We start from the raw sequence: 24,886 nt of genomic DNA, 5'->3' as shown, positions 1-24,886 counted from the left end.
TCCCCTTGTTCAACAGCGTCTCTCTATTGCTGAGCCACCGCTATCGCAGGCAAGCCAGCTCCCACAGGGTGTGCGATCTCAAACTTTAGCGTGTAGTCGTGCCGTCAGGACCCAGGCAAGGCAGGATGGCTGTTTTCAGCCCATTGTTGTTTGCCGGCAATGTGAACGATGCTTTCAGCGGCTTCGCGCCCTCAGTGGCGGGCGCTAACAAAAGTGTCAGGGTTTGCCCGCGTGAGGCATCGCTGGCCCAGTAGGCTAATTCATCTCGCGGGACAGAGGCGCTGATCGCGAAGATCGTACCGACCTGGAAAGCCCCGCCATAAGTCCAAACGCCATTTGCTGGCAGTTCGATGGCAGTGCGTGTTCCGCTGATAATACGCAATGGGCCATTTGCAGGGGCATCTTTGCCTTCAAATGGGTCACTGTCGAAGCCCAGAGATTGTGGCGAGACCTGCAGTGTAAGACTGGCCGCCGGATTCTGCGGGTGACAGCTTATTTCCAGGTTGGCGTTGGTATGGAAGTCGCCGTAAGCGCTGTCACCAAAAGTACGGGCTGTCAGCATCGGGCCGTCCGGGTAGGGCCGCTCAAGCAACCATACCGGGCGTGCTGGGGTGATGATTTGAGTGTCTATCGACTCGTTGCCCGCCAGTGCAAATGGAGCGAAAAGAGCCGCTGTCAGGGTAAAGGCCAGGGCATGCATTGAGGTGTTCATCCGTGTGCGAGGTTTTCTGAAAGGCCCGCATTGTGAAAATTTTAGCTGGCGTACTCTGTCAGTAAATACGCAATTTGATCGCGATTACGCCGTATCTACGGTAGTCCGCTTTAGCGCTGGTGTGGGAGCAGGCAAGCCAGCTCCCGCATTTTGATCTTCATTTGGCGGGGGATCAGTGGTGTTTCAGCAATTTGCTTTCCAGGTGATCCAGGTGTCTGGTCATCAGTGCTGTTGCGGTGGCTGAGTCCCTTTGCTCGACCGCCTCAACGATCGCCATATGCTCTTGCCAGGCGCAATAGGTGCAGGCTTTCGCTTCAAACTGGGCAATGACCAACGACGTCAACGGCACCAGGCTGTTGAGGAATTGTGCCAGCGGTCCATTCCCTGCAATCGCGGCCAATTGCAGATGAAACTCCCCCGACAACCGAATCGCCGGCCCCCGCTGATCACGCTCGATGCAGTCACGCTCGCGGCCGATCAGCTCGCGCAATTGGCGGATCTGCGCCGCCGTGGCATGGGCGCAGGCCAGTTGCACCACGGTCATTTCGGTCATCCGTCGCGCTTCGAGAATCTGCCGCGTCTGCAAGGCATCCGGTGCGGCCACTTGGGCGCGCTGGTTAGGGCGCAGGATAATCACTTGTTGGTGGGACAGTTTGGCCAGTACCCGACGAATCACGCTGCGGCTCACCCCAAAGGTTTCACCCAGGCTCTCCTCGGTAAAGCGGCTGGATGGCGCGATACGCTGTTCGAGAATGGCGTCGAACAAGCGCGGGTAAATGTCATCCACCGACGGCTTTTTACCGGCCACCAGGCGCATCGCGGGCAGGGTGGCGACGACAGAATTGCGTTGCAGGGCGTGAGCGGTCATGGCCTGTCTCCAAAAAGTCAGCTGCCCAGATGGTCGTCCGGGATGTTCAAGCGAATGCCCATGCGCAAGCCTTCCTGAAGGATATGCCGGCGCATTTCGGCGCTGGCCAGGGCGCTGTTCTTGTTGCGGATGGCGCGCACCACGGCTTCGTTTTCCTGCAGGCGTTCGGCCAGATGCTCGGGAGAGTTGCGCAGCACCTGGGCGCTCTGCTTGAGGGCGTTGCTGGTTTGTTGCACCACGTTCTGGAAGATCGGGTTGGAGGTGAGTGCGAACAGTTCTTCGTGGAAGCCGATATAGGCGTTCATGCCGGCTTCGGCGTCCTCCGCGTCGAGGGCTTCGCGCATGTCCATGAGGGTCAGGCGCAGTTGGCCGACTTCCTTGCTGCTGATGGTCTGGGCCACCAGGCCGACAATGAAGGGTTCCAGGGTGTAGCGCAGTTGCAGGATGTCTTCGAGGCTGGCGTCGGCCACGGCGTCGCTGGCGTGCGGTTCGCTGACGCTGGTTTCGAGGACCACCACGCCCTTGCCGGGCATGGAGCGCACCAGGCCGAGGGTTTCGAGCACGATCACGGCTTCGCGCAGGCTTGGGCGGCTTATGCCCATTTGTTCGGCGAGTTCGCGCTGGCCAGGGAGCATTTCGCCCCGGCGCCACTGACCCTTTGCCAAGGCGGCGCGCAGTTTTTGTACCACTGAATTAACGACGGTTGAGGTGCTGATCACGTCTACGTCTCCTTGGTGTTGCAAATACGGTAGTGAATCGTGTGACGTCCCAATGTGGGAGCTGGCTTGCCTGCGATTGCGGTATATCAGATACAGATGAGTTGGCTGACCTGCCGCAATCGCAGGCAAGCCAGCTCCCACATTGACAGGTGGTGTTCTCGGGAGCGCGTTAGAACTCCTGATGCGCCGGCAGCACCGGCTTCTTGGCCTGGAACGCATAGCCTTGCTGGCCGTCGAGGACCTTGTTGGCACGCTGGATATCGATGTCTTTTTCCCAGCGAGCAATCGCCACAGTCGCGACGCAGTTGCCGATCAGGTTAGTCAACGCACGGCCGATGCCCATGAACCAGTCCACGGCCAACACCAGCACCAGGCCCACCACCGGAATCGCCGGGATGGCTGTGAGCGTGGCCGCCAGAATCACCAGTGCGGAACCTGGAATGCCGTGGGCGCCTTTGGAAGTGATCAGCGACACCAGCAGGATGGTCAGCAAATCGGTCATCGACAGCGGCGTGCCGGTGGCGTTGGCAATAAACACGATGGCCAGCGTCAGGTAGATGGAGAAACCGTCGAGGTTGAACGAATACCCCGTCGGAATCACCAGGCCCACGGTGGAGCTGCCGATGCCAAGGTGTTCCAGCTTACGCATGATCTGGGGCAGCACGGCGTCGGAGGAGGCGGTGCCCATCACGATCAGCAGCTCTTCGCGCAGGTACTTGAGCAACGGCAGCATGCGCAGGCCCGACAGGCGCATCACCAAGCCGAGCACCAGCCCGACAAAGGCGAAGCACGTCAGGTAGAACAAGCCCACGAGGCTGCCCAGGTGTTGCAGCGAGTCCAGGCCGTAGGTGCTGGTGGTAAAGGCGATCGCACCAAACACGCCAATCGGCGCCAGGCGCACGATCATGCCCATGATGCGAAAAATCACATGGCTCAGTTCGTTGATCAGCCGCGAGATCCCCGACGCCGCTTCGCCCACTAGGTTCAGCGCGCTGCCGAACAGCACCGAGAACAGCAGCACTTGCAGCACGTTGTTGTCGGCGAAGGCGCCGATCACCGAGTTGGGGATCAGCTCCATCAGGAACTGGCTGGTGCCGCGGATGTGCTGGCCCTTGTCGGCCAGCTCATTGAGCCCGGCGGACGACAATTGCTCCAGGTGAATATTCGCGCCTTGGCCGATGCCGGTGCTGAAGGCCATGATCAGGCCAATCACCAAGGCCACAGTGGTGAGCACTTCAAAGTAGATGACCGACTTGAGGCCGATGCGCCCGACTTTTTTCAAGTCGCCCGCGCCGGAAATGCCGCTGACCACCACGCAGAACACGATCAGGCCAATCAGCATTTTGATCAGCTTGATAAAGCCGTCACCCAGGGGTTTGAGTTGCGAGGAGAATTCGGGAAGGGCCAGGCCGCAGGCGATGCCGAGCATCAGGCCAATCACGACTTGGAGGAAAATCGAGCGCGAGCACCATCTGAGCATGGGAGGGATCTCTATTCGGTGCCCTGGTGGTTCCAGGGCTTAATTGTTGTGGTCTTACCGGTAAGTCCAGTGCGCGGCCAGTCTACGCTCGGGTTTTTTGAAATCACAAGTAAATATTCGTCGGTTGACAGGTCCCGGTCTGACCAGTTGGTCGTGAAGGCCGATGCTTGAGCGGTTGGCGGGGCACAAATTTTTTCGCTTATCATCCGCCGCTTGTTACGCGAGGTGATGGATGGACACAGCAGGATTGACCACCGACGAATCAGGGCAAACGTTTTGTACCTGGCGCACGGCCGCAGTGGAGTACCCGCGCTACCACGACCACGAATGGGGTGTGCCGGTGGCGGACGATAAGGCGCTGTACGAGAAGATTTGCCTGGAAGGTTTTCAGGCGGGCATGGCGTGGATCACTATCCTGCGCAAGCGTGAGCAGTTTCGGGTGGCGTTTGAGGGCTTTGATTTTCGCAAGGTGGCGAAGTACGGCGAGGCGGATATCGAGCGGTTGATGCAGGATCCGGGGATTGTGCGCAACCGCGCGAAGATCGTATCGACCATCAACAATGCGCGCAGGGCGTGTGAACTGGTGGATGAGACCGGCTCGCTGGCCCGTTGGCTGTGGGCATTTGAGCCCGATGATGCAGAGCGCCCGGCGGTGGTGGATATGGCGTACTGGACGGGTAACCCGACTTCACCGGCGTCTGTGCGGTTGTCGAAGGCCTTGAAGAAGCGTGGCTGGACGTATGTGGGGCCGACGACGATGTATGCGCTGATGCAGGCGTTGGGGATGGTGAATGATCATCTGGAAGGCTGTGCTTGTCGCGCTCAAATCGAGCGCCTGCGCCGCGAGTTCAAGCGCCCCTGAGTTCCAGGCTGAACTCAGTTAAAACTGTGGGAGCTGGCTTGCCTGCGATAGCGGTAGGTCAGCTGACCTATCTTTGACTGATGTACCGCTATCGCAGGCAAGCCAGCTCCCACATGAGATTTGCAGTGTGGGTGATTACTTGGGCAGGGGCGTGAGCACCTCAGCCTTGTCATCCAGCACCATCACCACCAGCAACTTCGCGGGCTTGGTCTGGCTGGCATTGCTCGATTCAAAGTGGCGCGAACCGGCGGGTTCGTAGAAGGATTCGCCGACCTGGTAGGTTTTGGCTTTTTCGTCATTCACCCGTGAAGTAATCGCGCCTTCCAGCACATACGCCACGGCAGTGCCGGTATGGCTATGGGGTACGGTGGCCTGCCCGGGGGCGTAGTCCACGGTGAGCATGAGGGTCTTCTTGCCGGGCACATTGGTCAGGGCGTGTTCTTGCAGCACCTTGATCGATTCCTGGTTGTACACCGGTTCATGGGCGAAGGCGCTGAGGGAGGCGAGCATCAGCGTGGTGGCGAGCAGTCGTTTCATCATGAGGTTTCCGAGCAGTTCGAGACCGCTTCACCCTACGCCCGAGCGCCGGCCCGACCAATGTCCAATTCGCCGGAAAACCACCTAGCCAATCTGCTCGAGAATGTCGCGCACCCTGTCCAGCGCCGGGTCGATGTCGAGCAACTCGATCGCGCCAAACCCAATAATCAGGCCTGACCTTACCGGCGTGTCATGAAAGAACCCGTCCACCGGGTACAGCCCCACCTCCACCTGACGGGCCAGTTCCATCAGCAACGGGATATTCACTGGCACCTTGCACAGAGCCGCCAAGTGGAACCCGGCTACGGTAGGCACGGCGTCGAACCATGGCGATAAGTCGCCCGCCAGACGCTGCAGGATTCGCTCGCGCCGACCGGCATAGACCGTGTGGCAGCGGCGAATATGTTTAAGCAGATACCCCTCGCTGATGAACTTGGCCAGCGCCCATTGCGGCAGGGTGGAGCTGTGCTGATCGGTTAGTTGCTTGGCTTTGAGCACCGCGCCATAAATGGCCGGTGGCAGCACGGCGTAACCCAGGCGCAGCTCGGGCAGCAAGGTTTTCGAGAAGGTCCCGACGTAGGTCACCACGCCCCGGGTGTCCATGCTTTGCAGGGAGTCGGTGGGGCGGCCTTCGTAGCGGAATTCGCTGTCGTAGTCGTCCTCGATGATGATTGCGCCCAGCTCGAAAGCGCGCGCCAGCAAGGCGTCGCGGCGTGGCAGGCTCATGGGCATGCCGAGCGGGAACTGATGGGACGGCGTGACATAGATCAGCCGGGTGCCCTCAGGGATGTGATCGACCTGGATGCCTTCGTCATCGACCGGCACACCCACCACCTGCGCGCCCATCGCCACGAACAGCTGGCGCGCGGGGCTGTAGCCGGGGTCTTCCATGGCCACCGTGCTGCCCGCTTCGAGTACGACACGGGCGATCAGGTCCAGCGCCTGCTGGGCGCCATTGGTGACGACGATGCCGTCAGCGCGGCATTTGACCCCTCGGGAAAAGGCGATATGCCCGGCGATGGCCTCGCGCAATGCCGGTAACCCTTCAGGTTGGCTGTAAAAGCCGCTGTTCTGGGCGATGCGGCGCAACGCGTCCTGGGTGCAGCGCCGCCATTCATCCTGGGGGAACTGATGGCGCGAGGTGGCGCCGCCAATAAATTCATACCGCAGGGTGCTGTCGCGCGTGGGGTGGCGCATGGGTGTGGGCAACGCAGCCCATTTCGCCAGGTTGGCGGCGCAGGCCAGGTCAGTGGCCGTTTGCAGGCGCTCGGCCTGGGGCGCGTGGGCGTTGACGAAGGTACCGCGGCCGGTCTTGCCCACCAGCAGGCCTTCGTAAGTCAGGGTGGCGTAGGTGTCGGAGACGGTCTTGCGCGACACCCCCAGTTGTTCGGCAAGCAGGCGGCTGGGCGGCAGTTGGGCGCCGGCGGCCAGGCGCCCGGAGCCAATGGCCTCACGCAGCTGTTGGTAGAGTTGTTCGGCCAGGTCCTTGCGGCCTTTGATCACCACGTGCAGTTCCATGTCTCATCCTGATACGTTTAGCTGCGCCAAGGTTACTCGCTCGCAGGGCGTGCTCAAAATGGTCTCTCGATAAACCGCTCGATTGGTTATAGGGCTTATGCCGCCCGGGCTCTAGGCTGTGTTGTCATCGCACCTGTCGCCCGAGAATCGCCCATGGAAGCCCGTCTGGATTACTACACCGCCTCACCGCAAGCGCTCAAGGGCATGTTGATGCTGGAGGCTGCGACCTTTGGTCTGTCGATTGAAAAACCTTTGCTGGAGCTGATCAAGATTCGCGTCTCGCAGCTCAATGGCTGCGGGTTTTGTACCGACATGCACTCGATGGCGGCGCGCCAGCGCGGGGAGACCGAGCGACGCCTGTTTGCGCTGTGTGTGTGGCGTGACTCGCCGTTTTTCAATGCGCGGGAGAAGGCCGCGTTAGCCTGGAGTGAGTCGGTGGCGATGCTGCCGACTTCCGGTGTGCCGGATGAACTCTTCGCGGCGGTGCGCATAGAGTTCAGCGAGCAGGAGTTGGTCGACCTGACCATGGCGGTGTCCAGCATCAGTGGCTGGAACCGCCTGGCGGTGAGCTTTCGGCAGCAACCACCCAACGCTTGAACTGTGGGAGCGGGCTTGCCCGCGATGAGGGTGTGTCAGCCAATACACCAGGCACTGATACATCGCTATCGCGGGCAAGCCCGCTCCCACCTGTTTTTGTATTGTCAGGACAGGAAACCGCCGTCCACATTCAGCGACACACCGGTGGTGTAACTGGACGCATCGCTGGCCAGGAACAGCACTGCGCCGGCCATTTCGCTCGGGTCGGCCACGCGTTTGAGCGGGATCTGCGCCAGGGCCATTTTCAGGATCGCGTCGTTCTTGACCAGCGCCGAAGCGAACTTGGTGTCCGTCAGGCCTGGCAGCAAGGCGTTGCAACGAATGCCGAACGCTGAGCATTCCTTGGCGAACACTTTGGTCATGTTGATCACGGCGGCCTTGGTCACCGAATAGATGCCCTGGAACACACCCGGCGAGATGCCGTTGATGGAGGCCACGTTGATGATGCTGCCGCCGCCGTTGTCGCGCATCAGCTTGCCGGCTTCCACCGACATGAAGAAGTAGCCGCGAATGTTTACATCGACAGTCTTCTGGAAGGCACCGAGGTCGGTGTCCAGTACGTTGCAGAATTGCGGGTTGGTCGCGGCGTTGTTGACCAGGATGTCCAGGCGGCCGAACTGCTCGCGAATACCGGCGAACACCTGAGTGATCTGCTCCATTTCGCCGATATGGCACGCCACCGCAGTGGCCTTGCCGCCGTCGGCGATGATCGCGTCGGCCACGTGCTGGCAGCCTTCGAGCTTGCGGCTGGACACAATCACATGGGCGCCTTGCTGGGCCAGCAACTTGGCGATGGCTTCACCGATACCACGGCTGGCACCGGAGACAAATGCGATTTTGCCGTCGAGGTCAAACAGGTGGGTCTTGGACATGAAGGTTCCTTGTGCTTTTAGTCAGAGGGCTGATTTGCTGATGACGTTCAGGCTCATTTGCTCCAGCAGCTTGTTCATGTGGATGAACTGCGCAAAGCGTTTATCCTGGGTCTGGCCGTGGAAAAAACGGTAGTAGATCTGCTGCACGATGCCGGCCAGGCGGAACAGGCCGTAGGTGTAGTAGAAATCGAAATTGTCGATCTGAATGCCCGCGCGTTCGGCGTAGTAGTCGACAAATTCACGACGGGTAAGCATGCCCGGCGCGTTGCTCGGCTGGCGGCGCATCAGTTGTACCGGCGCCGGGTCGGCGGCCTCGATCCAGTAGGCGAGGGTGTTGCCTAGGTCCATCAGCGGGTCGCCGAGGGTGGTCAGCTCCCAGTCCAGCACGCCGATGATTTGCATCGGGTTATGCGGGTCGAGGATCACGTTGTCGAAGCGGTAGTCGTTGTGCACCAGGCTGGTGGTCGGGTGATCGGCGGGCATCTTGTCGTTCAGCCAGGCACGCACGGCTTCCCAGCTCGGCGCATCCGGCGTCAGGGCTTTTTCGTAGCGCTCGCTCCAGCCGCGAATCTGGCGTTGCACATAGCCTTGCGGCTTGCCGAGGTCCGCCAGGCCGCACGCGGCGTAGTCCACCTGATGCAGCTCAACGAGCCTGTCGATAAAGCTTTTGCACAGTGTTTGTGTCTTGCTGGCGTCCAGGCCGAGTTCGGCGGGCATGTCGGAACGCAGGATGATGCCGTTGACCCGCTCCATCACGTAAAACTCGGCGCCGATCACCGACTCATCGGTGCAATGCACGTAAGCCTTGGGGCAATACGGAAAGCCGTCTTTGAGCTGATTCAAAATGCGGTATTCGCGGCCCATGTCGTGGGCGGATTTGGCTTTATGGCCAAACGGCGGGCGACGCAGCACGAACTCCTGGCCCGGGTATTCCAGCAGGTAGGTCAGGTTCGACGCACCGCCGGGAAACTGGCTGATCTTTGGCGTGCCGTTGAGGCCCGGAATATGGGCCTTGAGGTAAGGGTCGATCAGGTTGGCGTCCAGTTCTTCGCCGGGGCGAATCTGGGTGGATTGGTCGTTAAGCGCCATGCTTATCCCTTCTGCTTATTCTAAAGGCCTTGGACTATTGGCTAATCTAATGCGCACAGCCGCCACGCGACAAGGTCGGGGCGGCTTTATAGGTTAGCGTGTTGCAGGATGATCAGCGGGCCTGATGTGCTCAAATCACCAGGGCGGCGCGGCAGGGCAGGTGGGCGCCGATTCCGACGTTCGCCAGGCCATGCTCCGACGTCCTGAGCACCCCCGGCGTCGGCTGATCGTTACGGATTGCGTGGCGGCAACGCTACTGGCGTCAGCACCGGACGACCGGCGAAATACTCCACCAGGTTGTCGGCCACACGCTGCACGGTGTCATGAGCCGCTTCCGGCGACAGCCCGGCCACATGGGAGGTGAGCACGGTATTGCTGAGTTTTTTCAGTGCATCGGGCACTTTGGGCTCATCGTCGAAAACATCCAATGCCGCGCCGCCGATACGTCGTTGCTCGAGTGCCGCCACCAGGTCGGCGGTCACCACCACGCTGCCGCGTCCGATGTTGACGAGGAAGCCGTGCGGCCCCAGCGCGTCCAGCGCGTGGCGATCGATCAGGTGCCGGGTACTCGCGCCGCCGGGCGTGGCCAGGATCAGGAAGTCCGAGGTGCGTGCCAGTTCCACGGCCGTTGCGCAGTAGGTGTACTCCACGTCATCACGGGGTTGGCGGTTGTGATAACTCACCTCCATGCCAAACCCGAGCGACGCGCGTTTGGCGATTTCCATGCCTACCGCACCCAGCCCGAGAATGCCCAACTGCTTGCCGCCCAGGGACGGACGCATCACCTTCGGCCACTCGCTGCGGCGCACGGCGGCGTCGGTCTGAGGAATACCGCGCACCAGCGACAGCAGCAACGCCATGGCGTGATCAGCCACCGACGGTGCGTTCACCCCGGCGCCGTTGGTCACCACAATCCCACGGTTGCTCGCCGCCTGCAGGTCCACATGCTCATAGCCGGCGCCGATCACGCAGATGATCTCCAGCAGCGGCAACGCGGCGATTTCCTCCGCATACAGGCCCAGTGGCCCACGCGTCAGCACGGCCTTGATCTGCCCGCCGTGCGCCTTGATCGCCTGCGCACGTTCAGCAGGCGTTGGCGCCAGAATCACATGAAAGTCATTGCTCTCGATGATTTGCAGGTATTCGTTGATGGTTTCAACCAGGACCAGAACAGTGGTGGACATCGGGAGGCTCTTCCTGAAGGGTTTGAGAGGAGGAGTATGCGGGATTTGTAAGATGGAGCGTTTTGTTCGGGTAGAAAATTTTCTTCTTTCGTAAGGCCATTCTGAATTTCCGTACCGTCCGTCCAGGCTCGATTTACTGAGCCATATTTTGTCGACTTTCCCTCCAGCAGAGACGACATGGATGCTTGTTCCTGCCACGCATGAAGAGATCGAATGGACGCCGTACGGTTACAAACACAGCCCATCAACACTTACACCCTGGCGAACTGTAATAGCCAGTACGCTTAATGGCCCTGCCAAGTACAGGCCAGGCATCGCTATTGAAAAGCTTGAAAGAGAGGCCTGTAAAAATGGCATGCAGACGACTAACGCAAGACCCTGGAAAGTGATGGAGTTCCCGCATTGCATAGGCGCCAGCCAAGGTAAGCTCAGTTGTTGGGTTCGTGTAGAGACCAGTGCCGGCGCTGTTCATGGTCATCCAATTTCCGAACAGGAATTCAGGAGGTTAACAAATTGATTTCGTTGAATTTTACAGGTGGGACCGTTACTCATGACGATCTGTCGCACTTGCAGGATATCGCGGTAGCGGAGCAGGCCGACCTGTTGAAGGAAGATATGCTCCAGGTAGAATTCGCCGGAGGACTGTTGCTGGACGTCGGTTGGTATCCGGAGTTTGATGCAACGGGCGGGTTTCACATCAATGTCATCAAGAACTTCGATTGGGACCGGCCGGTTATTGCACTGACTGCCCACGAGACTGCCGAGCTGGTCGAAAAACTGGATATGGCGCAGAACGCTATAAAAAGCGAACTGCGCGATGCGAATATCGAAACCTCTGCTTTTTGAGCGTATCAGCGCCAGACGTCCAGCGCTTTCACACGCTTCACAAACGCCCCGGCCAGTGTGGCGTTGTGATGCTCAATGATCGCCTCAGCCTTCAGTGCCGGAGTGTCCATGCAGGTATGGGCGTCTTCCGGCAATACCACTGAGAACCCTAGCTCCACCGCCACGCGGCATGTTGTGTCGACACAAAACTGGGTTTTCATCCCGACAACCACCAGCTCATTGACGTGCGCTGCTGCCAGTTGCTGCGCCAGATCAGTGCCCAGGAAACAACTCGGCCGGGTTTTATTGAACAGATGGTCGCGAGCTGTGTCGACATCCAGCCCGGGCCATAGCTGCCAGAGCGGGCTGCCTGCTTCGATTGGCGAGCCTGCCGGGCCGGTATGGCGGGCGACGAAGATCGGTGCGTCGGCCTTGCGAGTGCGCTGGATAAGCGTGTTGATGGTTTCCAGTACACGTTCGCGTTCGAACGGCTTGTCCGGGCCATCAAACAGGCCGATTTGCATATCGATGATCAGCAGGGCTGCGCTCATGGTGTTGCTCCTTGTGATTGCCAGGTGGCGGAGCAATAAAAAGGCCCCGTCCATTGCTGGCGGGGCCTTGGGTTATTCCGGGGGTGTATCTAGTTCAAGCACCCACGGCAACCACCCGACCCGCCGCAGGCGGTCGTGGTGGTGCGGGTGAGGTGACTCTGAATAAGGTTCATGGCCGGATCATGCGGTGGCTTTCGTTTTGCTGTCAACGGCTGCGGCGGGCTTATGCTCGGGCAACAGCGTATTTCGCGCGGCTTCAAGAAACTCATCCGATAAAGCATTTCCTCGTGTCGCTCGAGCAAGGGTCAGTGCCCCGATCATCATCGCGTACTTGGCGAGCAAGGCCTGGCGGTCGTCATCCTGAAGTTGCGCAAAAACATCCAGCGATTGCTCTACGCCGTCGATGAACGCGTGTTGCAAGGCTGTGTCGGCGGGTTCATGGCACATGTCCGGGGTGAATGCCGAAATCGGGCAGCCATCGCCAGGGTTATCGCGGTGAGAGGCCAAAAAATACGGGCGCAGGATGGCTTCGCGCGCAGCCCGTTGGTCAGTACTGGCGCTGATTTTTTCCTGCCAGCCAAGGTTTGATTGCTCGAACGCCTTCTGGCACGCCTCGGTGGCCAGTGCTTCCTTGGACGCAAAGTGCCCGTAGAAGCCACCATGGGTCAGCCCGGCGGCAGCCATCACATCTGACAGGCTGATACCGTGCAGCCCGCGCTCGCGAAACAAATGCGTAGCGGCCTCGACGATGATTTCGCGATTGAGTTCGGCTTGTTTGCGGGAAACGCGAGGCATGGCGGGGCTCTCAGAGGTAAAGGCGGGCACTGCTCGAAAGTACAGGAATGAGGGCCATTCTAAAATAGATTTGTTCGGGAATGTATTATTCGTGTTGCGCTACAGCCCGCTGAAACCGCCGAAGGTTTTCAGTATTGGTTGGCACACTGAACGCTGAATGACCATGTGAAATCGACGGCGCTGCCTCATTCCTGAATTTCATTGTTCAAAAAAATGGCAATCATTTTGGAAGCGGTATCGCGGCTAGAACTCCGCTTGGATCAAACCGTCTCTTTAGCTGCGCAAGCTGAATGCCGTTCTCGCCATAGGCATGGGCGATTTGCTCCTCTGCGCCGTCGGGCAATAAATTCGCGTAGCCGCCCGGTAACGCCGTTGTAGAAAGCGCAGCGTTCAGCGTGTTCACCCAGGCGCTGTGTACCTTTCCGTCTCCGGAGTCAGGCAGCCAACTGCCATAGATCAGCGCGGTGAAATGCGGTTTGCGCATGCCAAAAGCCGTAGCGTTCGGCGCGACGGCGGTTGCAACTCCATGGCAATGATGAATGATGATCGAGCTCAAATCGGAGCTGCGGGCGTCAAATGCCGCGATCAGGGTGCTGATGGTTGACGTCGATAGTCTATCAAACCAGCCTGTGCCGACTTCATAACCACGTCCGGCCGGTAGTTTTCCGTCGGTGAGCGCGAGTACATCCGTTGGGTTGATAAGACCGGCTTTGGCGTTTATCGGGTCGCCCACCGCGGCCAGATCTTCAAATGCCCGTATGCCTTGCTCAAGTCCTGCCGTCCAGATCAGTGAGACGACTAATATCGGCTTTCCGGCGGGCCCGACCACCATCGCCACTGAGCCGAAAAGCGCCTCCGACGCGCAATGCATCGCCTGCTCATAACACTCGAGCGCTGCCGCTGCATCTTTCCATGGGAATACGACCGATCCTGAATACAGCGCTGGCGGTGCATACAGGCGCAAGCGCGCACTAACCAGCACACCAAAATTACCGCCACCGCCCCGAATCGCCCAGAAAAGCTGCGGCTCGTGGTTATCGTCGCAGAACACTTTTTCGCCATTGGGTAACAAGATGTCTGCCGCGATCAAATTGTCACAACCCAAACCGTAACGCATCATCAGTGGGCCGTAGCCGCCCCCCATCAGAAAGCCGGCCATACCCACTGAGCCTTCGTTGCCAATCACCGTGACCAGGTCGTAGTCGCGGAGGAAGTTATTCAGTTGCGACGTGGTGACCCCTCCTTCAATCGATACCTCAAGCGCATCGACGTCGATTTTAATTGCGTTCATTGCGGATAAATCGAGCACGACACTGTTGTCCTTCAAAGAGCGCCCCCTCCAGTCCCGGCCGGTACTATGGATGCAAACGGGTAGCTCCTGCGCTCGCGCCATATCCCATGCAAGCTGCAGCGTTTTCGGCGAAGCGCAGCGCACAATCAACCCAGGATGTGCAACATGTGCACTGTTCCTGCCACGAGTTTCCACACTGGAGAAATAGTCGTTAGGCAGGATTTCACAACCGGAGTCTTGCAGTGCTGAAGATAGCTCAGCAAGCTGATTTGAGGATGCCTGGGAGGTCATTGTGGTGATACTCCAGATTCGAAATGAAAATAGACTTAAAAAACACACTAAAACTTGAGTGATATTGATAGTCCAGTAAATGCATATTCACAGTAAAATTATCTTCACGTTCTTGCCGAGTCGCTGATATATGCAAACTCCAGGAAAATTAGCTGCTCGCTATTATGATGTTCTTCAATCCGTACTGTCGCGATCTGCAAAGTCTTGAGCGCAACGTTTAACTTAGACACAGCCTTAAACTGCAATTTTGGACACGGGCGGAATAGTTTGATACGCGCTTTGTCCTCAATTCTATTGTTATTGATTTCATTTCTGACGATCACTCACGTCTGCACGCAGTATTTTTCAAAGGCTCATCGCTGGGCTGTTGAAGCTCGTCGAAAAAGTCCCGGAAAAATTCTGAAAACCTATGGAAATCGCTGCTTTTGAGTGTCCTTGACCCTCTGCACCGGGCAACCGTTCCTCAGCTAAGTCTTTGCTTATTCAGAAGAATCCCGGACAATCCGGCCCCTTCTATGGCTGGGGCGCTGCCTGTCAGGTTTTCTGACTCGCCCCGGCCATGTCAATGCGGAGATCCGACCGGATGAATGATCAGGCCAATAGCGTCGACGAACGCTATGAGACGACACCTGCAACCCTCACAAGCTGGAGCCGCCAGGACACCACCTGGATGCTTGGCTTGTTCGGCACCGCCATTGGCGCCGGTACCTTGTTTTTGCCCATCAACGCGGGCCTCGGGGGCTTTTGGCCGCTGGTGATCCTGGCGCTGCTGGCGTTTCCGATGACGTTCTTTGCCCACCGTGGCCTGACCCGTTTCGTACTGTCCGGCCGGGAAGGCTCCGACATTACCGATGTGGTCGAAGAGCATTTTGGTATCAAGGCCGGCGCGCTGATCACCTTGCTGTACTTCTTCGCGATCTTCCCCATCCTGCTGATCTATAGCGTGGCGCTGACCAACACCGTCGGCAGCTTTATGGAACACCAACTGCACATCCTGCCGCCGCCACGGGCGATCCTGGCGTTTGTGCTGATCCTTGGCCTGCTGGCCGTGGTGCGTTGCGGTGAGAGAGTGATCGTCAAGGCCATGAGCCTGATGGTGTATCCGTTTATCGTCGCTTTGCTGTTTCTGGCGGTGTACCTGATCCCGCACTGGAACGGTGGCATTCTCAGCACCGCGCGTGAGGTGCCGGCGCCGTCAGCATTGCTGAGCACGCTGTGGCTGGCGATTCCGGTGATGGTGTTCTCGTTCAACCATTCGCCGATCATTTCGGCTTTTGCGGTTGACCAGAAGCGCCAGTACGGCGCAAACGCCGATGAGCGCAGCTCGCAGATCCTGTCCCGCGCGCACCTGCTGATGGTGGTGATGGTGCTGTTCTTTGTGTTCAGCTGTGTGCTGACTCTGTCGCCGGCGCAGTTGGCAGAGGCGAAGGCGCAGAACCTGTCGATCCTGTCGTACCTGGCCAACCACTTCGACAACCCGACCATCGCCTTCGCCGCACCGTTGATTGCGTTTGTGGCGATTGCCAAGTCGTTCCTGGGTCACTACATCGGCGCCAGCGAAGGCCTTAAAGGCCTGGTGCTGAAGACCGGTCGCCGTCCGGGGGCCAAGTCCCTGGATCGCATGACCGCTGCGTTCATGCTGGTGGTGTGCTGGCTGGTCGCCACGCTTAATCCGAGCATTCTCGGCATGATCGAGACCCTGGGCGGCCCGGTGATCGCATCGATCCTGTTCCTGATGCCGATGTACGCGATCCGCAAGGTGCCGGCCATGGCCAAATACCGTGGGCAGGCGTCCAATGTGTTTGTGACGGCTGTTGGCTTGGTGGCGATTACAGCGTTGGTGTATTCGCTGATTGGGTAAGGTCTGCCGCGATCAAAACTGTGGGAGCTGGCTTGCCTGCGATAGCGGTGTATCAGTCACTAAAGAGGGTGATTGAACTACCGCTATCGCAGGCAAGCCCGCTCCCACATTTGTTTTGTGGTGTTGCTGATACCGTATTCCTGGCATAAAAAAACGCCGCGTATCGTGAGATACGCGGCGTTTTTTTATTGCATCAACACCTTAGGCTTGAATCACCGGGATGTTGGCGCTTGCTGCGATTTTGCGGAACTCGGCGATCTGGTCGAAGTTCAGGTAGCGGTAAACGTCACTGGCCATGGTGTCCAGTTTCGCTGCGTAACCCATGTACTCTTCAACCGTCGGCAGGCGACCCAGCGTGGAAGCAACAGCCGCCAGCTCAGCCGAGGCCAGGTAGACGTTCGCGCCGTCACCCAGGCGGTTCGGGAAGTTACGGGTCGACGTCGACACAACGGTCGAATTCGGCTCTACACGTGCCTGGTTACCCATGCACAGCGAGCAGCCCGGCATTTCCATGCGTGCGCCAGCCTTACCGTAGATGCCGTAGTAGCCTTCTTCGGTCAGTTGGTGAGCGTCCATTTTGGTCGGCGGCGACAGCCACAGACGGGTTGGCAGCTGACCCTTGACCTGCTCCAGCAGTTTACCGGCAGCGCGGAAGTGACCAATGTTGGTCATGCACGAACCGATGAACACTTCGTCAATCTTCTCGCCGGCAACGCTGGACAACAGACGGGCATCGTCCGGGTCGTTTGGTGCGCAGAGGATCGGCTCGTTGATGTCGGCCAGGTCGATCTCGATGATTTCGGCGTATTCGGCGTCGGCATCGGCTTCCATCAGCTCAGGGTTCTTGACCCAGGCTTCCATCGCTTGGGCGCGACGTTCCAGAGTACGCGGGTCGCCGTAACCTTCACCGATCATCCAGCGCAGCAGGGTGATGTTGGAGTTCAGGTACTCGGTGATCGACGCTTTCGACAGCTTGATGGTGCAACCGGCAGCAGAACGTTCAGCCGAGGCGTCGGACAGCTCGAAAGCCTGTTCCAGCGTCAGGTCGTTCAGGCCTTCGATTTCCAGGATGCGGCCGGAGAAGGCGTTCTTCTTGCCTTTCTTCTCGACCGTCAGCAAGCCCGACTGGATCGCGTAGTAAGGAATGGCATGAACCAGGTCACGCAGGGTGATGCCAGGTTTCATTTTGCCTTTGAAGCGCACCAGGATCGATTCCGGCATGTCCAGTGGCATAACGCCAGTGGCTGCGGCGAACGCGACCAGACCGGAACCGGCCGGGAACGAGATGCCCATCGGGAAACGGGTGTGGGAGTCACCACCGGTACCGACGGTGTCCGGCAGCAGCATGCGGTTCAGCCAGCTGTGGATGATGCCGTCGCCTGGACGCAGCGATATACCGCCACGGGTCATGATGAAATCAGGCAGGGTGTGGTGGGTGGTCACGTCGATCGGCTTAGGATAGGCCGCGGTGTGGCAGAAGGACTGCATCACCAGATCGGTCGAGAAGCCCAGGCACGCCAGGTCTTTCAGTTCGTCACGGGTCATTGGACCGGTGGTGTCCTGAGAACCCACGGTGGTCATCTTTGGCTCGCAGTAGGTGCCAGGACGAACGCCTTTGCCTTCTGGCAGACCGCAGGCCTTGCCGACCATTTTCTGTGCCAGGGTGAAACCCTTGCCGGTGTCGACAGGGGCTTCAGGCAACTTGAACAGGTCGGTTGGGCCCAGGCCCAGTTCAGCACGTGCCTTGTCGGTCAGACCGCGACCGATGATCAGCGGAATACGGCCGCCGGCGCGAACTTCGTCCAACAACACCGGGGTCTTCATTTCGAAGGTGGTGATGACTTCGTCGGTACCGTGTTTGCAGACTTTGCCGGCATGCGGGTACAGGTCGATCACGTCGCCCATGTTCATGTCGGTGACGTCGAACTCGATTGGCAGTGCGCCGGCATCTTCCATGGTGTTGTAGAAGATTGGAGCGATCTTGCTGCCGAAGCAGAAGCCGCCTGCGCGCTTGTTCGGCACGTAAGGCACGTCGTCGCCGAAGAACCACAGCACGGAGTTGGTGGCCGATTTACGCGAAGAACCGGTACCGACCACGTCGCCGACGTAGGCGATCGGGAAGCCATGGGCGCGCATCTCTTCGATCTGCTTCATCGGGCCGGTTTTGCCTTGCTCGTCCGGCACGATGCCTTCACGCGCCATTTTCAGCATGGCCAGGGCGTGCAGCGGGATGTCCGGGCGGGACCAGGCATCGGGAGCAGGGGACAGGTCGTCGGTGTTGGTTTCGCCGGTAACCTTGAACACGCGCAGGCTGATCTTGTCGGCCAGGGTTGGGCGGTTGCGGAACCACTCGCCGTCAGCCCAGGACTGGATCACGCCTTTGGCGTGTTCGTTGCCGTTGCGGGCTTTTTCGGCGACGTCGTGGAACGCATCGAACATCAGCAGGGTGTGCTTGAGTTGGGCGGCAGCAACCGGCGCCAGCGTGGCGTCGTCCAGCAGCTCGACCAGGGTCACGATGTTGTAGCCGCCTTGCATGGTGCCAAGCAGTTCAACAGCGCGCTTTTTGTCGATCAGGGGGGAAGTGGCTTCGCCCTTGGCCAGGGCAGACAGGAAACCGGCCTTGACGTAGGCAGCCTCGTCAACGCCTGGTGGAATGCGGTTGGTGATCAGGTCAACGAGGAATTCTTCTTCGCCAGCCGGGGGATTTTTCAGCAGCTCGACCAGGCCTGCGGTTTGTTCGGCGTTAAGCGGCTGGGGAACGATACCCAGTGCTGCGCGCTCTTCGATATGTTTGCGGTAGGCTTCAAGCACAGTTATTACCCTCATCAGTGGTCCCACGGGACGCTCATCCAGAAATGATCGGCACGCATGCGCTCGGGGGCTTTTTGGGCCGCAAAGCCAGCGCTGCCGGCATTTCTCACAGAAGCTGCTTTCAAAGTTTTACGCCTGCAGAGCGGAGCTGATGAGGGTTGGCGCTGGCTATTTACCGGGTAAATAACCGTCGCCAACACCGCTCTGAAGGAACGACTGTGCTCGTGACGCTTTGAAAACAGCTTCCAATGGACTATTGGCGCCTTACAAGGCCGGATGATTCTACGGCAAAAAAATTCTAAAGGTAAGTTGCCTCGCCAAGTTTGCAGGGTGATGAAGGTTAGACAAAGGGCTAACATGAGGCACTGTTTTGCTGATTTGCGTGTTGCCTGCCATGTCCAACCACACCATCAAGACCCCCTGCGTCGGCCTGTGCTCCACGGTTTACGGCGATCTCGTGTGCCGCGGCTGCAAGCGCTTCCACCACGAAGTGATCCAGTGGAATGGCTATAACGAAGAAGAAAAACGCGCGGTGTGGCTCAGGCTTGAGCAGCTGTTGGTGCAGGTGATGACGGGCAAGCTGGAAGTTTTCGACCCCAAGACCCTGCGCGGGCAGCTTGAGCAGCGCAAAATTCGTTTTGTGCCGCACCAGTCCGAGTACTGCTGGGCCTACCAGCTGATCGCCCGGGGCGCGCGGGTGATTTCCAATCTGGAGGCCTATGGCATGGTGCTGTTGCCGGAGTTTCGCGATTGGGCATTGCCGGATTTGCGTGATGCGATTGATCGGGAGTTTTTTATTTTGTCCGAGGCGCATTACCAGCGCTATATCGCGCCGGGGTTCTTGCGCGATGCATTGTCTGACTGACAACACAAACAAATGTGGGAGCGGGCTTGCTCGCGAAAGCGGTGGGTCAGTCAATTAATTCAGTGGCTGGCACCCCCTCTTCGCGAGCAAGCCCGCTCCCACATGTTGATCTGCGTTGTTCTCATGCCTTGGTGGCCAGCTCTTGCAGATGATCCATCAACGCCTCCGGCTTAAGCACCAGCACGTCACCCTCAACAGCGTCTAGCACCACCTCCGCCGTATTCCCGATCAACGCCCCGGAAATCCCCGTACGCGCCACGGTTCCAATAATCGTCACCGCCGCCTGCCATTTATGCGCCGCAAACGGAATCAACACATCCGCCGGGCCTTCCTCGATGTGCAGGTGGGCGTCATCCACATCGAACTCCGCCTGAAACGCCTTGCACTGCTCGCGATAGCGCGCCTCGATGGTTTCCTTGAGCTGGAAGGTCGGGTCCGCCGCTGACAGCATCGGTGAAGGATGCGCGCTGATCACGTGCAATTGCGCCTTGGCCAGCCGCGCAATGTCGAACCCATGGTCGATGATGGTGTTGTGCAGCGCCTGGTGTTCGCTGTCGGTATTGCCCACATCAATCGCCGCCAGCACCACCTTGCCCGCCCAGGGCGTGGCGGTTTTCACCAGCAGCACGGGGGTAGGGCAGTAGCGCAGCAGTTTCCAGTCCGCCGGGGTCAGCAAGGCCTTTTTCAGCGGGCTGTCGGGGAAGTGTTGCTTGACTACCAGCCCACAGCCTTCGGCCAGCTGCACGTCGATGATGGTTTCATGCAGGCTGTCATTCCACGCCTGCTCGGTGGTTACGCTGTAGCCGTCCTCCTGCAAGCCCGACTTGAGCAGGCTGAGCAGCGCCGAGTGTTCATGCTTTTTATCGCAGACCAGCAAATGCAGATGCGCGCCGGTGACCCCGGCGATCAGCTTGGCGCGCTTTAAGGCCAGGCTTTCCGCATGCTCGGGCTCGATCACCACCAAAATGCTGCGAATGGCTTGCATGTTCGGGTTCTCCAGATAAAGACGGGGCGTTGAACAACTATAGTTGCTCACGGGCGCACGTCATGTTGATACACATCAAGGCCGGTGGCTGGTGGTCTGCGGCGCGGTCGGTATAATCGGCGCCCTTTTGTGATGCTTTTGACCGTGAGCCCGATGAACCTGCCCGAAATCCACGAATTCCTCGGCTGCCGCACCCCTGACGCCTGGGTCCAGGCCGCGCTGGCCGATCAGGACACCCTGCTGATCGACCACAAAAACTGCGAATTCAAAGCCGCCAGCACCGCGATGAGCCTGATGGCCAAGTACCACGGCCATGTCGACCTGATCAGCATGATGTCGCGCCTGGCCCGTGAAGAGCTGGTGCACCACGAACAGGTCATGCGCCTGATGAAAAAGCGCAAGGTCGAGCTGCGTCAACTGCACGCCGGGCGATATGCCTCGGGTCTGCGCAAAGTAGTGCGCACCCATGAACCGGTCAAACTGGTGGATACGCTGGTGGTTGGCGCGTTTATCGAAGCGCGCAGTTGCGAGCGTTTCGAAGCGCTGGTGCCGCATTTGGACGAAGAACTCGGCAAGTTCTACTTCGGCTTGCTGAAAAGCGAAGCGCGGCACTTCCAGGGGTATTTGAAGTTGGCGTACCAGTATGGTGACGCCAAGGACATCGCCCAGGTGATCGAGCGGGTGAGGGTGGCCGAACAGGAACTGATCGAATCACCCGACCTCGAGTTCCGCTTCCACAGTGGCGTACCAGCCTGAGGCCACCGCTACGCCGAGCAGCGCGGTGATCCCAGTGAGCAGCAGGATGACCGTCTGCGTGCCCAAAGGCGCCGCCAGCAGCGCAATCATCAGCCCGGCCAGCGGTTGGGCCAGGTTGTTGAGCAAGGTGATCACGCCCACGGTCTTGCCGAAATCCTTCACCGGAATCACGCGCTGGCGTGTGCTGCGCATGTACACGCTGAACATCTTCTCAAAACCGAACATCACCAGAAAGCCCAGGGTATAACCCCAAAAAGTCGGGCTGATGGCCATGATCAGCGCACCCAGTGTCATCATCGTATACGACAGACCACCCATCAGTTTCAGGGTCAACTTGGAGCGCGCCAGGTAAAACAGGATGGAAATAGTCACCAATGCGCTGGCGGTTTGCAGCAGGGCGTACGAGTCTTTGCTCTCGGCGTATTGGCCAGTGACCATTGCGGCGGACGTGGCCATGATCACGCCATAGAGCAGGTTGATCCCGACGGCCAGTACAATGATGCGTTTGAGTTCGTTCAGCCTGGCGATGTGCGTGAATGCGATAAGCAGCGGTTGCAACAAGGGGCCTTTTTTGTGCGGGTGGATTTCGAGATTGTCCGTAGTGCTGCTCTGCCAGATTCGCATCGCAACATCAGCCAGTACAAACAGCCCGGCGACCCCGATCACCACCCAGTGCCAAGCCCATACCTCCAGCATCAGTGCCGCTACCAGCGGCCCGAGTACCAGACCGCTCTGGTCGGCAATCTGCGAGTAAGACAAGGTTTTGGCGTAGCTGTAGTCCTTGAATACATGTGGCATCAGCACTTCCCGCGCCATGATGCCTTGGGTAGTCAACACCCCACATATTGCTGACAGGATCACCAGCCAGTAAATACCGTCGAACATTCCGTATAAGGCCACGGCCACCACACAGACCAGCGCCCTGTAAATCTGGCTGATATGCAGGATGCGCACCGGTGAAATCCGGTCGCACAATGCCCCGCATATCGGGAACGCCAGATAGCGCGGCAGCGACTCCACAAAAAACGCCAACCCGGCCCAGGACACACTATTGGTGGTCTGAAACACCACCAGCGGCACGATAAACAGCAGTATCTGATCCGCGAGCCGCGACATGAACAGTGAAACGAAGAAGGCCAGGTAATCTTTGCGCATCGCATCTCCTCAGTGAAAGGCGTTAAACATTTCAGTTTAATTGTTAAAAACTCTTAAAAGCATGAAGCTTTTGTCAGGCCGTGCGAGGCTTATGCGCGGGGGGGGAGTCATGCTGACTATAATGCTAGCACTTCAATTCGAGCCTCCACACTGAGAATTTATGGAAAACCTGGGTCTGGGCAAGGTCCTGCTCGTTGAGGACGATGAAAAGCTGGCAGGGCTGATCGCACATTTCTTGTCGCAACACGGTTTCGAGGTGCGCGTGGTGCACCGGGGCGACGAGGCCTTGGCGGTGTTTCTCGACTTCAAGCCGAAGATCGTTGTGCTCGACTTGATGTTGCCGGGCCAGAGCGGCCTGCACGTGTGCCGTGAGATTCGTAATGTGTCGGATACACCCATCGTCATTCTGACCGCCAAGGAAGACGACCTGGACCACATTCTGGGCCTGGAGTCCGGCGCTGACGACTACGTGATCAAACCCATCAAGCCGCCGGTGCTGCTCGCGCGTTTGCGTGCGCTGCAACGCCGTCAGGTGCCCGAGCCCACGGTGCGCGATTTCCTGGAGTTTGGCCGTTTGTCGATTGATCGCAGTTGCCGGGTGGTCAGCCTCGGCGGTGAAAAGATTGACCTGACCACCATGGAGTTCGAACTGTTGTGGCTGCTGGCCAGTAACTCCGGAAACATTCTGTCCCGCGACGATATCCTCAACCGCATGCGCGGTATCGCCTTCGACGGGCTCAACCGCAGCGTCGATGTGTATATCAGCAAGCTGCGCGCCAAGCTCAATGACAACCCGCGCGAGCCGGTGTGCATCAAGACCATCTGGGGCAAGGGCTACCTGTTCAACCCGTTTGCGTGGGAGGTCTAGATGCTGCGGCTGTTTTTGCGCCTGTATGTGATCCTGGCGCTGGGGTTGGCGGGCGCGATCTGGTTGGTCAACTACACCTTCGACGAGCTGCTTCCCGAAGCCAACGAAGTGTATAACCGCGAAGCACTGCGGGGCCCGGCTTATGGCGTGGTGGAGCAACTACGGCCTGTGCAGGGGGCCGCCCGGGAGGCGCGGCTGGCGGAGCTTCAAACCCATTATGGGTTGCGCCTGAAGTTGGTGCAGCGCGATACCCTGGCACTCACCGCGCGTGAGCAGCGGTTTCTCGCCAATGGCCAACTGGTGGTGCGCGGCGACTTTATGGAGTTCATCACCACCATTGATGACGGCCCGCAACTGCTGGACATCAAGCTGCCTGAAGAACCCAAATGGTTGTACCTGTGGGCCTATAGTTTCCTGGGTGTGAGCCTGGCGATCGTCCTGTATTTCTGGGTGCGCCCCCACTGGCGTGACCTGGAGCATATCCGCCTGGCTGCGCAGCGCTTTGGCGACAACGACCTCGGTTCGCGCATCCTGCTGCCACGCCGTTCGACCGTGCGTGAGCTGGCGGGGCACTTCAACCAGATGGCCGAGCGCATTGAAAGCCTGATCGCCAATCAGCGCGAGCTGACTAATGCGGTTTCGCATGAATTGCGCACGCCGATTGCGCGGTTGTCGTTTGAGCTTGATCAGCTCAAGCAACAGGCTGACCCGCGTAAGAGTCGCGAACTGATTGCCGACATGTACGCTGATCTTGGGGAGCTGGAGGAGATGGTTTCCGAGTTGTTGACCTATGCCAGTCTGGAACGTGGGGCGACTCAGGTTACCCGGGAAAATATTGAGGCCCACAGTTGGCTCGACAGTGTGATCGGCAGTGTGGCCCTGGAGGCCGAGGCGGCGGGGATACAGTTGTCGTTGCGTACCTGTGAGGTTGATTTCATCCGGATTGAACCGCGGTTTATGGCGCGGGCTGTGATCAACCTGCTGCGTAATGCCATTCGCTATGCAGAGCGTCGGGTGGAAGTGTCGTTGGTCAAGTTTGGCAGCGGTTATGAAGTGCGTGTGAGTGACGATGGGCCCGGTGTGCCGCTGGATGGGCGTACGAAGATTTTCGAGCCGTTTATGCGGCTTGATGCCAGTCGGGATCGGCGTACCGGGGGGTTTGGCTTGGGTTTGGCGTTGGTGCAGCGGGTTAGTCAATGGCATGGCGGGAGGGTGGAGGTGCTGGATTCGGAGTGGGGTGGGGCGTCGTTTCGGATGACGTGGGCGTATGCTGAGTAGCTTTCTGGGGGGAACCGATTTTATGTGGGAGCTGGCTTGCCTGCGATGGCGGTTTGGTTGTGTACATATCCGTTATTTGGGTAACGGCTGATATCGGTTCCGCTCTTACAGCGGGT

23 protein-coding genes are annotated in these 24,886 nt (G+C 58.9%); 8 read left to right on the top strand and 15 right to left on the bottom strand.

Going from position 1 to position 24,886, the window contains the following annotated elements; all coding sequences use genetic code 11:
- Nucleotides 1-85: 85 nt before the first annotated feature.
- The 4 genes from BFW87_RS27490 to BFW87_RS27475 form a co-directional block, all read right to left on the bottom strand.
- On the bottom strand, nt 86-700 hold the full coding sequence (locus tag BFW87_RS27490; protein WP_078742859.1) for a hypothetical protein: 615 nt from the start codon (nt 698-700) through the stop codon (nt 86-88).
- Nucleotides 701-884: 184 nt separating this feature from the next.
- On the bottom strand, nt 885-1,580 hold the full coding sequence (locus BFW87_RS27485; protein ID WP_078742858.1) for a GntR family transcriptional regulator: 696 nt from the start codon (nt 1,578-1,580) through the stop codon (nt 885-887).
- Between the two features lie 17 nt (nt 1,581-1,597).
- Nucleotides 1,598-2,299 carry a FadR/GntR family transcriptional regulator gene (locus tag BFW87_RS27480; protein WP_078742857.1) on the bottom strand — a complete coding sequence of 234 codons (702 nt, stop codon included), beginning with the start codon at nt 2,297-2,299 and terminating at the stop codon, nt 1,598-1,600.
- A 169-nt stretch (nt 2,300-2,468) separates the two neighbouring features.
- Complete coding sequence (locus BFW87_RS27475; RefSeq protein WP_176159841.1) at nt 2,469-3,794, bottom strand: C4-dicarboxylate transporter DctA; 1,326 nt, start codon at nt 3,792-3,794, stop codon at nt 2,469-2,471.
- Nucleotides 3,795-4,011: 217 nt separating this feature from the next.
- On the opposite strand from BFW87_RS27475, the gene BFW87_RS27470 reads away from it, so the two are divergent.
- Entirely contained in the window at nt 4,012-4,641 is a 630-nt protein-coding gene (locus BFW87_RS27470; protein WP_078742855.1) for a DNA-3-methyladenine glycosylase I, read from the top strand.
- Between the two features lie 135 nt (nt 4,642-4,776).
- On the opposite strand, the gene BFW87_RS27465 is transcribed toward BFW87_RS27470, so the two are convergent.
- Together BFW87_RS27465 and BFW87_RS27460 are read right to left on the bottom strand one after the other, a co-directional pair.
- Entirely contained in the window at nt 4,777-5,178 is a 402-nt protein-coding gene (locus tag BFW87_RS27465; RefSeq protein WP_078742955.1) for a cupin domain-containing protein, read from the bottom strand.
- Between the two features lie 84 nt (nt 5,179-5,262).
- Nucleotides 5,263-6,696, bottom strand: a complete 1,434-nt coding sequence (locus tag BFW87_RS27460) for a PLP-dependent aminotransferase family protein (RefSeq protein WP_078742854.1) — start codon at nt 6,694-6,696, stop codon at nt 5,263-5,265.
- A 153-nt stretch (nt 6,697-6,849) separates the two neighbouring features.
- On the opposite strand from BFW87_RS27460, the gene BFW87_RS27455 reads away from it, so the two are divergent.
- Nucleotides 6,850-7,293, top strand: coding sequence for a carboxymuconolactone decarboxylase family protein (locus BFW87_RS27455; RefSeq protein ID WP_078742853.1), 444 nt, complete (start codon nt 6,850-6,852; stop codon nt 7,291-7,293).
- Nucleotides 7,294-7,397: 104 nt separating this feature from the next.
- Here BFW87_RS27455 and BFW87_RS27450 read toward each other — a convergent pair whose 3' ends face one another.
- The 3 genes from BFW87_RS27450 to BFW87_RS27440 all read right to left on the bottom strand — a co-directional run bounded on the left by BFW87_RS27450 (nt 7,398) and on the right by BFW87_RS27440 (nt 10,438).
- Complete coding sequence (locus BFW87_RS27450) at nt 7,398-8,165, bottom strand: SDR family oxidoreductase (protein WP_078742852.1); 768 nt, start codon at nt 8,163-8,165, stop codon at nt 7,398-7,400.
- A gap of 21 nt (nt 8,166-8,186) precedes the next feature.
- Nucleotides 8,187-9,254, bottom strand: coding sequence for a phosphotransferase family protein (locus BFW87_RS27445; RefSeq protein WP_078742851.1), 1,068 nt, complete (start codon nt 9,252-9,254; stop codon nt 8,187-8,189).
- Nucleotides 9,255-9,484: 230 nt separating this feature from the next.
- Nucleotides 9,485-10,438, bottom strand: coding sequence for a 2-hydroxyacid dehydrogenase (locus tag BFW87_RS27440; RefSeq protein WP_078742850.1), 954 nt, complete (start codon nt 10,436-10,438; stop codon nt 9,485-9,487).
- A gap of 513 nt (nt 10,439-10,951) precedes the next feature.
- On the opposite strand from BFW87_RS27440, the gene BFW87_RS27435 reads away from it, so the two are divergent.
- Nucleotides 10,952-11,284 carry a hypothetical protein gene (locus BFW87_RS27435; protein ID WP_078742849.1) on the top strand — a complete coding sequence of 111 codons (333 nt, stop codon included), beginning with the start codon at nt 10,952-10,954 and terminating at the stop codon, nt 11,282-11,284.
- Between the two features lie 5 nt (nt 11,285-11,289).
- Here BFW87_RS27435 and BFW87_RS27430 read toward each other — a convergent pair whose 3' ends face one another.
- The 3 genes from BFW87_RS27430 to BFW87_RS27420 all read right to left on the bottom strand — a co-directional run bounded on the left by BFW87_RS27430 (nt 11,290) and on the right by BFW87_RS27420 (nt 14,191).
- Nucleotides 11,290-11,814 carry a cysteine hydrolase family protein gene (locus BFW87_RS27430; protein WP_078742848.1) on the bottom strand — a complete coding sequence of 175 codons (525 nt, stop codon included), beginning with the start codon at nt 11,812-11,814 and terminating at the stop codon, nt 11,290-11,292.
- Between the two features lie 180 nt (nt 11,815-11,994).
- Complete coding sequence (locus BFW87_RS27425) at nt 11,995-12,609, bottom strand: TetR/AcrR family transcriptional regulator (RefSeq protein WP_078742847.1); 615 nt, start codon at nt 12,607-12,609, stop codon at nt 11,995-11,997.
- Between the two features lie 220 nt (nt 12,610-12,829).
- Complete coding sequence (locus BFW87_RS27420) at nt 12,830-14,191, bottom strand: FAD-binding oxidoreductase (protein ID WP_078742846.1); 1,362 nt, start codon at nt 14,189-14,191, stop codon at nt 12,830-12,832.
- Between the two features lie 583 nt (nt 14,192-14,774).
- On the opposite strand from BFW87_RS27420, the gene BFW87_RS27415 reads away from it, so the two are divergent.
- Nucleotides 14,775-16,052, top strand: a complete 1,278-nt coding sequence (locus BFW87_RS27415) for a serine/threonine transporter (protein WP_078742845.1) — start codon at nt 14,775-14,777, stop codon at nt 16,050-16,052.
- A 201-nt stretch (nt 16,053-16,253) separates the two neighbouring features.
- On the opposite strand, the gene acnB is transcribed toward BFW87_RS27415, so the two are convergent.
- On the bottom strand, nt 16,254-18,863 hold the full coding sequence (gene acnB / locus BFW87_RS27410; RefSeq protein WP_078742844.1) for a bifunctional aconitate hydratase 2/2-methylisocitrate dehydratase: 2,610 nt from the start codon (nt 18,861-18,863) through the stop codon (nt 16,254-16,256).
- A gap of 394 nt (nt 18,864-19,257) precedes the next feature.
- Between acnB and BFW87_RS27405 the strand changes: the two genes are divergently transcribed.
- Complete coding sequence (locus BFW87_RS27405) at nt 19,258-19,728, top strand: DUF1289 domain-containing protein (protein ID WP_078742954.1); 471 nt, start codon at nt 19,258-19,260, stop codon at nt 19,726-19,728.
- 121 nt (nt 19,729-19,849) lie between these two features.
- On the opposite strand, the gene BFW87_RS27400 is transcribed toward BFW87_RS27405, so the two are convergent.
- Nucleotides 19,850-20,713 carry a universal stress protein gene (locus tag BFW87_RS27400; RefSeq protein WP_078742843.1) on the bottom strand — a complete coding sequence of 288 codons (864 nt, stop codon included), beginning with the start codon at nt 20,711-20,713 and terminating at the stop codon, nt 19,850-19,852.
- 153 nt (nt 20,714-20,866) lie between these two features.
- Between BFW87_RS27400 and BFW87_RS27395 the strand changes: the two genes are divergently transcribed.
- Nucleotides 20,867-21,469 (top strand): tRNA-(ms[2]io[6]A)-hydroxylase, encoded by a 603-nt coding sequence (locus tag BFW87_RS27395; RefSeq protein WP_078742953.1) that lies wholly within the window; start codon nt 20,867-20,869, stop codon nt 21,467-21,469.
- On the opposite strand, the gene BFW87_RS27390 is transcribed toward BFW87_RS27395, so the two are convergent.
- Entirely contained in the window at nt 21,425-22,624 is a 1,200-nt protein-coding gene (locus tag BFW87_RS27390) for an MFS transporter (protein WP_078742842.1), read from the bottom strand. The genes BFW87_RS27395 and BFW87_RS27390 overlap by 45 nt on opposite strands.
- Before the next feature lie 160 nt (nt 22,625-22,784).
- Here BFW87_RS27390 and BFW87_RS27385 point away from each other — a divergent pair, with 160 nt between their 5' ends.
- Entirely contained in the window at nt 22,785-23,492 is a 708-nt protein-coding gene (locus tag BFW87_RS27385; RefSeq protein ID WP_078742841.1) for a winged helix-turn-helix domain-containing protein, read from the top strand.
- Nucleotides 23,493-24,770, top strand: coding sequence for an ATP-binding protein (locus tag BFW87_RS27380; RefSeq protein WP_078742840.1), 1,278 nt, complete (start codon nt 23,493-23,495; stop codon nt 24,768-24,770).
- Nucleotides 24,771-24,886: the final 116 nt, after the last annotated feature.

The organism is Pseudomonas fluorescens, assembly GCF_002022275.1.
GTDB classification, from domain to species: domain Bacteria; phylum Pseudomonadota; class Gammaproteobacteria; order Pseudomonadales; family Pseudomonadaceae; genus Aquipseudomonas; species Aquipseudomonas fluorescens_AJ.
This window is presented reverse-complemented; position numbering and strand designations above follow the sequence as displayed.

Coding starts and splice junctions, on each gene's coding strand:
- BFW87_RS27400 (WP_078742843.1), bottom strand. CDS start 20,713: ATGCAAGCCATTCGCAGCATTTTGGTGGTGATCGAGCCCGAGCATGCG.
- BFW87_RS27460 (WP_078742854.1), bottom strand. CDS start 6,696: ATGGAACTGCACGTGGTGATCAAAGGCCGCAAGGACCTGGCCGAACAA.
- BFW87_RS27490 (WP_078742859.1), bottom strand. CDS start 700: ATGCATGCCCTGGCCTTTACCCTGACAGCGGCTCTTTTCGCTCCATTT.
- BFW87_RS27440 (WP_078742850.1), bottom strand. CDS start 10,438: ATGTCCACCACTGTTCTGGTCCTGGTTGAAACCATCAACGAATACCTG.
- BFW87_RS27380 (WP_078742840.1), top strand. CDS start 23,493: ATGCTGCGGCTGTTTTTGCGCCTGTATGTGATCCTGGCGCTGGGGTTG.
- BFW87_RS27415 (WP_078742845.1), top strand. CDS start 14,775: ATGAATGATCAGGCCAATAGCGTCGACGAACGCTATGAGACGACACCT.
- BFW87_RS27485 (WP_078742858.1), bottom strand. CDS start 1,580: ATGACCGCTCACGCCCTGCAACGCAATTCTGTCGTCGCCACCCTGCCC.
- BFW87_RS27430 (WP_078742848.1), bottom strand. CDS start 11,814: ATGAGCGCAGCCCTGCTGATCATCGATATGCAAATCGGCCTGTTTGAT.
- BFW87_RS27420 (WP_078742846.1), bottom strand. CDS start 14,191: ATGACCTCCCAGGCATCCTCAAATCAGCTTGCTGAGCTATCTTCAGCA.
- BFW87_RS27465 (WP_078742955.1), bottom strand. CDS start 5,178: ATGAAACGACTGCTCGCCACCACGCTGATGCTCGCCTCCCTCAGCGCC.
- BFW87_RS27470 (WP_078742855.1), top strand. CDS start 4,012: ATGGACACAGCAGGATTGACCACCGACGAATCAGGGCAAACGTTTTGT.
- BFW87_RS27385 (WP_078742841.1), top strand. CDS start 22,785: ATGGAAAACCTGGGTCTGGGCAAGGTCCTGCTCGTTGAGGACGATGAA.
- BFW87_RS27425 (WP_078742847.1), bottom strand. CDS start 12,609: ATGCCTCGCGTTTCCCGCAAACAAGCCGAACTCAATCGCGAAATCATC.
- BFW87_RS27390 (WP_078742842.1), bottom strand. CDS start 22,624: ATGCGCAAAGATTACCTGGCCTTCTTCGTTTCACTGTTCATGTCGCGG.
- BFW87_RS27395 (WP_078742953.1), top strand. CDS start 20,867: ATGAACCTGCCCGAAATCCACGAATTCCTCGGCTGCCGCACCCCTGAC.
- BFW87_RS27405 (WP_078742954.1), top strand. CDS start 19,258: ATGTCCAACCACACCATCAAGACCCCCTGCGTCGGCCTGTGCTCCACG.
- BFW87_RS27445 (WP_078742851.1), bottom strand. CDS start 9,254: ATGGCGCTTAACGACCAATCCACCCAGATTCGCCCCGGCGAAGAACTG.
- BFW87_RS27450 (WP_078742852.1), bottom strand. CDS start 8,165: ATGTCCAAGACCCACCTGTTTGACCTCGACGGCAAAATCGCATTTGTC.
- BFW87_RS27455 (WP_078742853.1), top strand. CDS start 6,850: ATGGAAGCCCGTCTGGATTACTACACCGCCTCACCGCAAGCGCTCAAG.